The sequence below is a fragment of the Nocardioides sp. genome (assembly GCF_029937575.1).
GTDB lineage: Bacteria > Actinomycetota > Actinomycetes > Propionibacteriales > Nocardioidaceae > Nocardioides.
In genome coordinates this window covers 1-10,906 of the sequence record NZ_JAPYPS010000095.1, presented here as the reverse complement: position 1 = coordinate 10,906, position 10,906 = coordinate 1, and the positions used below count along the sequence as shown (strand labels likewise).

The window sequence follows — 10,906 nt, the reverse complement described above, 5'->3', positions numbered from 1 at the left end:
CGCGCGATCTGGGCCGGGATCACGCAGCCGGGCAGCTGGGGCAGGCTCGCGGGTGCGTGGCCGGCGCCGAGGAGGGTCTCGTCGGACAGGACGAGGTCGACGGTGAGACCGACGTCGGCGGCATGGGTCTGGCCGGTGAGGCGTTCGACGAGGAGGTCGGCCATGATCTGGCCCTTGGTCCGGGTGTCTCCTTCCGAGATCAGCCGGGCTGCCTCCTTGGTCAGCGCCGCGAACGCCTTGACGCCCTGGGCGACCGGCAGCAGGCCGGTGAGGTAGACCATGGTGTCCTCGGTGGGACGGATCCCGACGCGGCGCGCCTCGTGGGCCTTGGCCTTGCGTCGCGCCACGGCGGCCGGGTCGGACCGGGCGACGCGTTTGCGGATCTCGCCGGCCAACGCGCCTGTCCCGAGGCCGTCGATCACCTCGGTGCCGCAGACCTCTTCGTCGATGACTGCTCGGCTCTCGCGTCCCAGGCAGCCGGACTCGCGGGCCACGACCTGGGCGCGGAACTCGTTGAGTCGGCCTTCGCGCAGCGCCTGGTGGGTGCAGGACAGGTCGGTGGCGAGGTCCTTGGCCAACCCGAGCAGCATGCTCGCGCGGTGGGGTGACTCCTGACGGGCCAATCCGATCTGGGCGGCCACCCCACGACCCTGCCGCTCCGGGGCGACGCCCTGACGCGCATCACGCGAACGGACGGAGGCGTCCAGGTCGACGGCCAGCTCGGCCTGCACCGCACACAACGCCGACTTCAGCTTCTCGGCCTCCGCGATCAGGTCGATCCTCGCCGCGTCGGTGACCACCTCGTCACCGGCCGGTCGCGCCGCTGCGAGGACGTCGTCACGGAAGCGACGGACGTCCTGGGCGTCGAGGAGACCAGCGGACATGATCACATGCTATCGAACACATGTTCGTATAGCAAGGGTTTCTCACCCTCTGGGTCTTCGTGATCTCAACCGGTAGCCGGGCGATCTCAGAGCCGCCTCGAGGTCACCACGTTGACCCCGTGCGCCGGGTCCACCTCGCGTGACTCCTCGGCGAAGCCGAGCTTCGTCAGCACTCGCAGCGAGGCGGTGTTCCACTCCCAGACCGTGGCCGTCAGACCCGCGAAGCCGGAGGCCCGCGCCCACGCGAGCACCGACGTGGCCGCCTCCGTCGCATAGCCGTGACCCCGGGCGCGGCGGAGCAGCTCGTAGGCGAGCTCGGGGACCTCGGGTGAGCTGCCCTCGGTGAGGCCGCAGTAGCCGATCACGTCACCGCCGTCACGGAGCTCGACGGCGAGCAGCCCGGTCGAGTCGGGCGGGGGCGAGGAGGCGATCCACTCCTCCATCTCCGCCAGGGTGGGATGACCGTCGGCGTCGATGCGCCGCCGGGCCGGCACCCGCGGGTCGCGCTCGGCCCAGAGCTCGCGCTGCACGTGCGCCTCGGTGACCCGCCACGGCCGGAGCCTCAGCCGCTCGGTCTCGAGCACGACATCTCCGACCGAGCCACCGGGCGGTTCGTCCTGGTCCTCGCCCGTCGCCAGGTCCCCGCACTCGACCAGTGTGCACCCGTGGCGGCGCAGGTAGGTCTTGGCTCCCTCGTCGCCGCAGACATCGGCGGCGATCGGCGCCCAGTGGTCACGCCCGAGCACGACCGGGTGCCCCGGCCGTCCGCCGTACGACGCCCGCACCAGCGCCGCCGGACCCGAGGCGGCCGCGACCACTCGCCGTACGGCATCGGCGCCGACGTCGGGCAGGTCGACCAGCGTCACCACGGCGACCTCGCCGCACGATGGGTCATCGTCCAAGGTCCCGAGGGCCGCACGCAGCGACGCCGACATCCCGTCCGCCCAGTCGTCGGCGACCACCACGCGCACGTCGGCAGGCACGAGGGCGGCGGCCTCGTCGGCCCGGGCGCCGAGCACCACCACGACCTCGTCGCACCCCGAGTCGCGGAGCACGCCGACGCTGCGGACCATCCAGGCGGTGCCGTCGGGGTCGTGCACCAGTGCCTTGGGCATCCCCATCCGGGAGCCCGCCCCGGCGGCGAGCAGGACTCCGACCGGCGACATCTCAGTCCGAGAACGCGTCGTCGTAGACCGCGGCGAGCCGTTCGGAGTACGGGCCGCTGAAGCCGCACAGGGTGACCTGCCCGTCGGTCGCCGAGACCAGGTAGCGCTCACCCTCCTCGAACTCGACCCCGGCCAGCAGGAGCTGCAGGTCGCCGCTCGGCTCGGAGACGGTCACGATGTCGGCCTCCTCGCCCGTGTAGAAGCGGGTGGGAGCCAGCGTCACGACTCCGGCACTGATCGACTCCACCGTCGCATCGACCACGAGGGACTGGGAGGAGACGACCTGCGGGGCGGCCTCGGGCGTCAGACACCGCCCGGACGTGCCGTTGGCGGCGAGGGAGAGCTCGGTGACGCTCTCCTCCTCCGTCGGCGTCGTCACGGGAGCGCTGGGTGACACGTCGGTCGCCGCCACGGCAGGCCCGTCGTCCCCGTCGTTGCCGAGGGCGAAGGCGAAGGCGAAGCCACCTACGATCACGACGGCCGCCGCGGCCGCGATCGCCCAGGTCAGGCGGCTGCGGTGGCGCAGGTGGTCGCTGCGGGTCTCGGGCGTCTGGGACATGGTGTCCTCCAGGAGTCGGGCGACCCCGGCGGGGTCGGCGGCGGACAGGGAGGCTGCCGGGTCGGCGGCGGCGAGCCGGGCGCGCAACGCGTCGTCTGCAGACAAGTCTGCCGACGCGTGCTGGTCGTCGGTCATGTCGCCCTCCCTTCCTTCGACCCCTCATGTCCGACAGGCGCCTGGATCTTTCCCACCGCCTGGCGCAGCTTCTCCCGAGCTCGGTGCAGCCGGATGCTCGCCGCGTTGGGCGTGATGTTGAGGACCACGGCGATCTCACCGGCGCCCAGCTGCTCCCACGCCCACAGACGCAGCAGCTCGGCGTCGCGCTCCGGCAGCTCCTCGAGGGCTGCTCGCACCTGCGCCGCCTCCCCCGACGTCGGATCGTCGTCCGGGCCGGCGGCCACCGTGGCCGGAGGGTCGACGACCGCGATCTTGGCGGCGACGCGCTGCTGACGACGTACGCCCCGCTCGGCGTTGGCCAGGCAGTGGCGCGCCACGCCGTACGCCCAGGGCAGCTCCTCGCCGGCGGGCACCTCGTCGAGTCGCCGCCAGCACACGAGCAGCGTGTCGCCGAGGACGTCGTCGGCCGTCGCTGCGTCGGTACGGCGTGCCAGGAAGCGCCGCAACGGGTCGATGAGCCCGGGCGCGAGCGCCTCGAACCTCGACCGACGTGCCTGCGCTGTCACGCCTCAACCGTGTCACACAGGGCCGCACAGCGCCTGCCACCGGGGGTTTATCACCCGCACGTGGCGGACACCCTCCCTGCCAGCCGGGCCACCGACCGGCACCACCGACCGGCACCACTGAATGGCACCACCGACCGGCACCCGACGGAGACCGAAGGAGCGACCGTCCATGGCTCACTTCCCGTCCGTCGGCGAGGACTTCGGCGCCTTCCGGATCACCCGGCAGCTCGGGCGCGGCGGCATGGGCGTCGTCTTCGCCGCCGAGCAGGTCGGCCTCGGGCGCACGGTGGCCCTGAAGGTCCTCAGCCCCGAGCTCGCCGAGCAGGCGGACTACCGCCAGCGCTTCGCGCGCGAGGCGTCGGTCCTGGCCCGGGTGGACTCCCCGCACATCATCTCGATCTTCGACCATGGCGAGCACGACGGCTGCCTCTACATCGCCACCCAGTACGTCGCCGGAGGCGACCTCAGCGTCGCCCTCGACGCCCACGGTCCGGTCCCGGCAGCGCCGGCCTGCGAGATCGCCGCCCAGCTCGCCTTCGCCCTCTCCGACGCCCACCAGGCGGGCATCATCCACCGCGACCTCAAGCCGAGCAACGTGCTGCTGCGCAGCATCTCCTCCGACGTCTTCGCCTATCTCTGCGACTTCGGGATCGCCCAGGACCGCTCCCCCGGGTTGACCGTGCCGGGAGCCGTCGCCGGCACGTTCGCCTACCTCGCCCCGGAGCGGACCCGTGGCGAGCCCGCCACTCCGGCGGCCGACCTCTACGCCCTCGGCTGCGTGCTGTGGACCGCGCTGACCGCTCGCACGCCGTACGCCGGGACCGACGTCGAGATCGGCATGGCCCACGTCAGCGCCCCGGTCCCCCAGCTGATGGAGAGCTCCTCCGTCGCCGCCGCGATCAACGCCCTCCTGCGCACCGCGATGGCCAAGGACCCCGCCTCGCGGTACTCGTCGGCCGACGCCATGCGCTCAGCGCTGCAGGAGATCGCCCGCCTCGCGCGCTCGACCCCGCACCCGCCGCTGGTCCCACGACCACAGGACGCACCCGCCGTACCGCCCACCCGCCCGGCACGGCCGCCGTACCCCTCGCATCCCTCACCCCCCTCGTACCCCTCGCACCCGTCCGGCGCTCCGGTGCCGCGGCAGCAGCGCCCCGGCCGCACGCGCCTCGTCCTGGTCAGCGCTGCCGCGGCGATGGTCGTGATCGCCGGCGGCATCACCGCCGCCGTCGCGCTCAACGGCGAGGACGCCGCCGACGACGGACCGACCGGGTCGCCGCTCGTGATCGCCACGCCGACCCCGACCCCCACGCCGGTGTCCACGCCCTCCCCGGCCCCCACCCCGGCGCCCACGCCCAGCCCCACGCCGACGCCAGGACCGAAGCCGTTCTACCCGAAGGTCCCGGCCGCCTCGGGAGTGCAGATCTCGCTCGGCCCAGCGTCCCTGCGCGCCCCTGCCGGCTGGGGCCTGATCGACGACGGCATCGTCGACAACGGAGCCGGCGCGCGCGACTACGACGACTTCGAGGGCTACTACTCCTCGGTCTTCCTCCGCCGCTCCGTGCCCAAGGTCCCGCTCGACGACATCGCGCTGCTCGACATCGTGGCGCAGAGCGCCGTGGAGAGCATCGACTCCTCCAACCCGGACCTCAGCCTGATCCGGTCCGAGCGGCTGGAGCCGGCCTGGTTGGACGGCGTCCAGGCCGCGCGGACCCGGGCGGCCTACCGGGATGCCGGCGACAACCTCGAGCTCGCCGAGGAGACGTGGTTCCTGATGAAGGGCAAGTTCCTCTACCGGGTGACCTTCCAGCACAGCCGGATCGACAGCCTCGACGAGCGCCGCGCCCAGATCGACCCGATGGTGAAGTCCTTCCGCTTCCAGTGACCCCCAAATGACGCTGACCCGTCAGACATGTCTGACGGGTCAGCGTGTGGTGCTGGTGCTCCTGGGGAGCGGTGGACTCAGAAGTCCATGCCGCCCATGCCACCCATGCCACCGGTCGGGTCGCCGCCCATGGGCGCCGCCTTCTCCGGCTTGTCGGCCACGACGGCCTCGGTGGTGAGGAACAGCGCCGCGATGGAGGCGGCGTTCTGCAGAGCCGAGCGGGTGACCTTCGCCGGGTCGATGATGCCCTCGGCGATCATGTCGACGTACTCGCCGGACGCGGCGTTGAGGCCCTGTCCGACGGGCAGGCCGCGCACCTTCTCCGCGATGACGCCGCCCTCGAGGCCGGCGTTGATCGCGATCTGCTTGAGCGGGGCCTCGATCGCGACGCGCACGATGTTGGCACCGGTCGCCTCGTCACCGGTGAGGTCCAGCTTGTCGAACGCGGTCGCGCCGGCCTGGGCCAGCGCGACGCCGCCACCGGCGACGATGCCCTCCTCGACGGCCGCCTTCGCGTTGCGAACGGCGTCCTCGATGCGGTGCTTGCGCTCCTTGAGCTCGACCTCGGTGGCCGCGCCGACCTTGATCACCGCAACGCCGCCGGCCAGCTTGGCCAGGCGCTCCTGCAGCTTCTCGCGGTCGTAGTCGGAGTCGGACTTCTCGATCTCGGCGCGGATCTGGTTGACCCGGCCCTCGATCTGGCCCTGGTCGCCGGCACCCTCGACGATGGTGGTCTCGTCCTTGGTGATGACGACCTTGCGGGCCTGGCCCAGCAGCTCGACACCGGCCGACTCGAGCTTGAGGCCGACCTCCTCGGAGATGACCTGGCCACCGGTCAGGATGGCGATGTCCTGCAGCATGGCCTTGCGGCGGTCGCCGAAGCCGGGCGCCTTGACGGCGACCGACTTGAACGTGCCACGGATCTTGTTGACGACCAGCGTGGACAGGGCCTCACCGTCGACGTCCTCGGCGATGATGACCAGCGGCTTGCCGGACTGCATGACCTTCTCGAGCAGCGGCAGCAGGTCCTTGACGTTGCTCACCTTGGAGTTGGCGATGAGCACGTAGGGGTCCTCGAGCACGGTCTCCATGCGCTCGGGGTCGGTGACGAAGTAGGCCGAGATGTAGCCCTTGTCGAACCGCATGCCCTCGGTCAGCTCGAGGTCGAGGCCGAACGTGTTCGACTCCTCGACGGTGATGACACCTTCCTTGCCGACCTTGTCCATCGCCTCGGCGATGATGTCACCGACGGTGGAGTCCGCGGCGGAGATCGAGGCGGTCGCCGCGATCTGCTCCTTGGTCTCGATGTCGATGGCCATGTTGGAGAGGTGGTCCGACACGGCGGAGACGGCGGCCTCGATGCCCCGCTTGAGGCTCATCGGGTTGGCACCGGCGGCCACGTTGCGCAGGCCCTCGCGGACCATCGCCTGGGCGAGCACGGTGGCGGTGGTGGTGCCGTCGCCGGCGACGTCGTCGGTCTTCTTGGCGACCTCCTTGACGAGCTCGGCACCGATCTTCTCGTACGGGTCCTCGAGCTCGATCTCCTTGGCGATGCTCACACCATCGTTGGTGATGGTGGGCGCACCCCACTTCTTCTCGAGCACGACGTTGCGGCCCTTGGGGCCCAGGGTGACCTTGACGGCGTCGGCGAGCGTGTTCATGCCACGCTCGAGACCGCGCCGGGCCTCCTCGTTGAAAGCAATCAGCTTCGGCATAACCTGCGATTCCTCTTGTGGGAGTCGGTGGGTCCGGGTCGGTGGGCTGCCCGCGACGGACGATCCCGCCCTCCGACGAACCATTCCCGTCGGGCTTGAGGACCTCAGCTGACACCGCTCCGGCTGTCACTCTCGTGGTGAGAGTGCCAATGCCTGTTTTAGCACTCAGGACCCGAGAGTGACAACCCGGGTCGGTCGTACGGCGGCCCGTGGGGCGGGCGTCAGTCCTGGACGACCGCGAGCTCGGGCAGGTCGAGGCGCCGCGCGATCGCGTCGGCGTACTTCTCGGCGGCCTCGGGCACCACGTCGAGGTAGAGACCGGGCTCGGTCACCTCGACCTCGCTGACGCTCAGGGTGCCCTGGTGGCGCAGCATGTCGACGCGCGCGTAGACGATCTCCGACTCCACGATCTCGGTCGTGGCGGCCACGGCGTCGACGGCGAGCAGCGCCGCCTCGCTGGTCAGCTCGACGGCCGAGACGGTGCCACCGAACTCCTCGTTGACCCGGATGTCGCCGGACCCGGCGACCTTGTGCACCTGCGCGACCGGGTGGCCGTTGATCACGATCACCGACACCTCGCCCTCGCGGAAGACGGACTCCACCAGTGGCTGGACGACCCACGGACCCTTGTCGACGGGCAACCACGTCTCGGCGTCGTAGACGATGACGATGCCGCGACCGCTGCAGCCGATGCGCGGCTTGACGACGGCGGTGCCGAAGCGGCCGATCGCCGCGCGCAGCTTGACCGGGTTGTCGGCCAGGACGGTCGGCACGAGCGGCAGCTTCGAGCGGGTCGCCAGGTCGACCAGGTAGCTCTTGTCGGTGTTCCACCGGAAGACGTCGGTGCCGTGGAGCAGGGTCGCGCCGACGGAGCTCGCCCAGCCGAGGAACTCCTTGATCCGCAGGTCGTAGTCCCACGTGGAACGGACGGCGACCAGGTCGGCGTCGGCCCAGTCGACGTACGGGTCGTCCCAGACGACCCACTGGCTGTCGATCCCGCGCGCGGCCAGCGCCCGGTCGAGTGCTGCGTGGCCCGGTTCCCCATCCGGGTGCGCAGCGGAGGTCACGAGGAGCACTCGTGGGCTTTCAGTCATCTGGGTCCCCAACGTTGCTTGAGCTTCGCCGGGACGGCCACGACGGCGCGCCCGGCCTTCCAGGTGGCACTGTCGTGCAGCGCCGCCACCTCCGCCTCTGCGGCACGGGCGCGACCCTGCGCCTTCGCCAGACGCTTCTCCGCGGCCTCGGCCCGACGCTCGGCCTGGCGCGCTCGGCGCTCGGCAGCCTGGATCTCCTTGAGCATCGTGCCGTGCAGCTGACGGGTGGCCTTGCGCGACCACTTGCGGTTGTTGGCGAGCTGACGCTCCAGGCGCAGCACCCGGGCCAGGTGACCCTCCGCGAAGGTCGAGGTGTCGACCCCGGTGGTCGCGTCGGTGTAGCGCTCCGGTGTCTCCGGTATGTCCGGTGTCTCCGCGTGCGCGTCCTGGGTCACGACTTCCTCCAGTAGACGCCGGCCCAGTCGATCTCGACCATCTCGTCGGTGATCCCGCGGGCGTCGCGGAAGTCGTGGATCGCCTTCTTGCACGCGTCGACGGCGCCGTAGTCGTCGACCACGACGTAGCCGCCGGTCGAGACCTTGTCGTAGAGCGGCTCGAGGGCGTCGATCGTCGAGGTGTACATGTCGCCGTCGAGGCGCAGCACCGAGATCTTCTCGATCGGCGCGGTGGGCAGGGAGTCGGCGAAGAACCCCTTGAGGAACTTCACCTGGTCGTCGAGCAGGTCGTAGCGGCGGAAGTTCTCCTCCACCTGCTCGACGCTGACGGCCAGGTCGACCTTGGTGTGGTGCTGGTCGCCCCGGTCGGCCTCGAAGCGGCCGTCGGGGGCCGGCAGTCCCTCGAAGGAGTCGGCCACCCACACGTTGCGGTCGGTGACGCCGTACGCCGCCAGGATGGCGCGGGCGAAGATGCACGTGCCGCCGCGCCAGGCGCCGGTCTCGATGAAGTCGCCCTCGATGCCGTCGGCGAGCACCGACTCCATCACCTCGCGCACGTTGAGCAGGCGCTTCATCCCGACCATCGTCTCGGCGTCGGCGGGCCAGTCACGACCGACGTCGCGCCGGGCGGCGTCGAAGACGCCGGGCTCGACCATCCGGATGTCGCGGTTGGGGGTGGCCTGACGCACGAGGTCCCACAGGTAGGACTCGTAGGAGCGCGGGTTGAAGATCACCGTGGCGCTGCGGCCCTCGAAGCCGTAGCGCGTGAGCATCTTGGCGAGGGAGTTGAGGTACAGGTCCACGGCGGGGCTGGGAGCGCCGAGGGGAGCATGGAGGGTCGAGTCAGTCACGCTGGGACCCTAGCCCACCCTCCACGCCAGATCACGCGTCTGCGGGCGGGTGAGCAACGATTCACAGTGGGGGCTCAGCAGGCACGATCGGCGCCGCGTGGCCGAAGGGCACCTGGTCGTGCAGTCCCATGGCGGTCAGCAGCGACGGCACCAGCGCGGCCGCCGTACGGCGATAGCCCAGCGCGCTCGGGTGGAAGCGGTCGAGGCTGAACATCTCGTCGGGGTTGGTGATGAAGAACGGCCCGACCACCTGGGCCAGCGACACCGCGTGCGCGCCGGCCGCCACCGCCGCCTGCGCCTGGGCGACCGCGAGCTGGCGCGAGGCTCGGGACCCGAGCGCGCGCAGCGGCTGCGGGACCGGACGCAGGGCGCCGAGGTCGGGGCAGGTCCCGACGACGACCTCGGTGCCGCGGGCGCGCAGGTCCACGATCGCGTCCTGCAGGTAGCCCACCGACTCGGCGATCGGCACCCGGTGGGTGACGTCGTTGCCACCGACCACGATCACCGCGACGTCGGGGGCGTACTCCGGCTCGAGAGTGGCGAGCTGGTCGGCGAGCTGGGAGCTCTCCGAGCCGACGACCGCGGCGGTCCGCAGCCGCACCGACCGACCCGTCTCCTTCGCGAGGCCCTTGGCGACCCGGCCACCCAGGGTGTCCTTGCGGCGCTCCGCGCCCAGCCCCGCCGCGATCGAGTCGCCGAGCAGGAGGAGGTCGATCGGGTTGCCGTGCGCGGACTTCCAGACGCGGTCGGCGTACGGCGCGTGCTCGCCCAGCGGCTTCCCGATCAACCGCCGCGCAGCCGCCGCCTGGCGATGCAGCAGCTCGCGGGCGCCGTACGACCCTCCCAGCGCGCCCGCGGCGACTCCGGTCACTGCCACGGCGAGGATGCGTCGACGAGCCATGGACCCTGTTCAACCACCTCGACCTGAACAGCAGTGGTCCACGCGGTGAGCGGGCCGTGTCGGCCCCGGGGGCGTTGCCGGCGGGGGCACCCTGGGGGGCGACTTACCAGCCGATTGTCGAAAGTGGCCGCCCTCGCGCGTCACCCCCATGACAGCATCACCACAACCGAGGAGCCGAGATGACGACGTACCTGCTGCTGATGGCCGAGGCCGACCACTTCCGCAAGTGGGAGGAGGCCGACGACGCGCTGCGCGAGCGCGTGGTGGCCGATTTCATGGCCTTCGACGAGGCCGTCAAGGCCCGCGGCTCCATCGCCGGGGGCCAGGCGCTGAGCAGTCCCGACACCGCGCGCACCGTGCGCCCCGGCCCGGACCGACCCGTGACCGACGGGCCGTTCGCGGAGACCATCGAGCAGCTCGGCGGCTTCTACCTGATCGATGTCGAGAGCATGGAGGTCGCCGTCGAGCTCGCGGCCCTGCTCCCGCGCGAGTACGACGTCGAGGTCCGCGAGTGCGTCGACGTGGACTTCTGACCGGTCCCACGGGCCGCCCGGATGGATGCACTCGAGCGGGTCGTGCGTGAGGAGTGGGGCCGGCTGCTCGCCCTGCTCGTCGCTCGGTTCCGGCGCCTCGACCTGGCCGAGGACGCGCTCGCCGACGCCGTCGAGGCGGCCGCCCGTGACTGGTCGGCCGCGGGGGTGCCGGACAACCCGTCGGGCTGGCTGATGACGACGGCGCGGCGCCGGGCCCACGACCCGCTCCGCGCCCCGGCC

The 10,906-nt window shown here is 71.5% G+C and carries 12 protein-coding genes; 3 read left to right on the top strand and 9 right to left on the bottom strand.

Features of this window, described 5'->3' with window-relative positions; genetic code table 11:
* The 4 genes from Q1K33_RS19550 to Q1K33_RS19535 form a co-directional block, all read right to left on the bottom strand.
* The coding region (locus tag Q1K33_RS19550) for a DUF222 domain-containing protein (protein ID WP_300406433.1) at nt 1-884 on the bottom strand (884 nt) is incomplete at its 3' end.
* Between the two features lie 86 nt (nt 885-970).
* A complete protein-coding gene (locus Q1K33_RS19545) occupies nt 971-2,050 on the bottom strand; it encodes a GNAT family N-acetyltransferase (protein ID WP_300406432.1) in 1,080 nt (359 codons plus the stop codon).
* A 1-nt stretch (nt 2,051) separates the two neighbouring features.
* Nucleotides 2,052-2,744 (bottom strand): hypothetical protein, encoded by a 693-nt coding sequence (locus Q1K33_RS19540; RefSeq protein WP_300406431.1) that lies wholly within the window; start codon nt 2,742-2,744, stop codon nt 2,052-2,054.
* The gene (locus Q1K33_RS19535; protein ID WP_300406430.1) at nt 2,741-3,292 is read right to left on the bottom strand and encodes a sigma-70 family RNA polymerase sigma factor; all 552 of its coding nucleotides are present in this window, start codon (nt 3,290-3,292) and stop codon (nt 2,741-2,743) included. The genes Q1K33_RS19540 and Q1K33_RS19535 overlap by 4 nt, the downstream gene beginning before the upstream one ends.
* 169 nt (nt 3,293-3,461) lie before the next feature.
* Between Q1K33_RS19535 and Q1K33_RS19530 the strand changes: the two genes are divergently transcribed.
* The gene (locus Q1K33_RS19530; protein WP_300406429.1) at nt 3,462-5,177 is read left to right on the top strand and encodes a serine/threonine-protein kinase; all 1,716 of its coding nucleotides are present in this window, start codon (nt 3,462-3,464) and stop codon (nt 5,175-5,177) included.
* 77 nt (nt 5,178-5,254) lie between these two features.
* On the opposite strand, the gene groL is transcribed toward Q1K33_RS19530, so the two are convergent.
* The 5 genes from groL to Q1K33_RS19505 all read right to left on the bottom strand — a co-directional run bounded on the left by groL (nt 5,255) and on the right by Q1K33_RS19505 (nt 10,133).
* On the bottom strand, nt 5,255-6,892 hold the full coding sequence (gene groL, locus Q1K33_RS19525) for a chaperonin GroEL (RefSeq protein ID WP_300406428.1): 1,638 nt from the start codon (nt 6,890-6,892) through the stop codon (nt 5,255-5,257).
* 221 nt (nt 6,893-7,113) lie between these two features.
* On the bottom strand, nt 7,114-7,986 hold the full coding sequence (locus tag Q1K33_RS19520; RefSeq protein WP_300406427.1) for a hypothetical protein: 873 nt from the start codon (nt 7,984-7,986) through the stop codon (nt 7,114-7,116).
* Nucleotides 7,983-8,381: a hypothetical protein gene (locus tag Q1K33_RS19515; RefSeq protein ID WP_300406426.1), complete on the bottom strand. Its 399-nt coding sequence runs from the start codon at nt 8,379-8,381 to the stop codon at nt 7,983-7,985. The genes Q1K33_RS19520 and Q1K33_RS19515 overlap by 4 nt, the downstream gene beginning before the upstream one ends.
* Nucleotides 8,378-9,232 (bottom strand): TylF/MycF family methyltransferase, encoded by an 855-nt coding sequence (locus tag Q1K33_RS19510; protein WP_300406425.1) that lies wholly within the window; start codon nt 9,230-9,232, stop codon nt 8,378-8,380. Before Q1K33_RS19510 ends, Q1K33_RS19515 begins: the two co-directional genes overlap by 4 nt.
* 61 nt (nt 9,233-9,293) lie before the next feature.
* Nucleotides 9,294-10,133, bottom strand: a complete 840-nt coding sequence (locus tag Q1K33_RS19505) for an SGNH/GDSL hydrolase family protein (protein WP_300406424.1) — start codon at nt 10,131-10,133, stop codon at nt 9,294-9,296.
* A gap of 179 nt (nt 10,134-10,312) precedes the next feature.
* Between Q1K33_RS19505 and Q1K33_RS19500 the strand changes: the two genes are divergently transcribed.
* The gene (locus Q1K33_RS19500) at nt 10,313-10,666 is read left to right on the top strand and encodes a YciI family protein (protein WP_300406423.1); all 354 of its coding nucleotides are present in this window, start codon (nt 10,313-10,315) and stop codon (nt 10,664-10,666) included.
* Between the two features lie 21 nt (nt 10,667-10,687).
* Nucleotides 10,688-10,906: sigma factor (locus Q1K33_RS19495; RefSeq protein ID WP_363319759.1), on the top strand; the 219-nt coding region annotated here is incomplete at its 3' end.

Excerpts from the sequence above, each read along its gene's own strand:
- Q1K33_RS19545 (WP_300406432.1), bottom strand. The coding sequence starts at position 2,050 with ATGTCGCCGGTCGGAGTCCTGCTCGCCGCCGGGGCGGGCTCCCGGATG.
- Q1K33_RS19540 (WP_300406431.1), bottom strand. The coding sequence starts at position 2,744 with ATGACCGACGACCAGCACGCGTCGGCAGACTTGTCTGCAGACGACGCG.
- Q1K33_RS19530 (WP_300406429.1), top strand. The coding sequence starts at position 3,462 with ATGGCTCACTTCCCGTCCGTCGGCGAGGACTTCGGCGCCTTCCGGATC.
- groL (WP_300406428.1), bottom strand. The coding sequence starts at position 6,892 with ATGCCGAAGCTGATTGCTTTCAACGAGGAGGCCCGGCGCGGTCTCGAG.
- Q1K33_RS19520 (WP_300406427.1), bottom strand. The coding sequence starts at position 7,986 with ATGACTGAAAGCCCACGAGTGCTCCTCGTGACCTCCGCTGCGCACCCG.
- Q1K33_RS19505 (WP_300406424.1), bottom strand. The coding sequence starts at position 10,133 with ATGGCTCGTCGACGCATCCTCGCCGTGGCAGTGACCGGAGTCGCCGCG.
- Q1K33_RS19500 (WP_300406423.1), top strand. The coding sequence starts at position 10,313 with ATGACGACGTACCTGCTGCTGATGGCCGAGGCCGACCACTTCCGCAAG.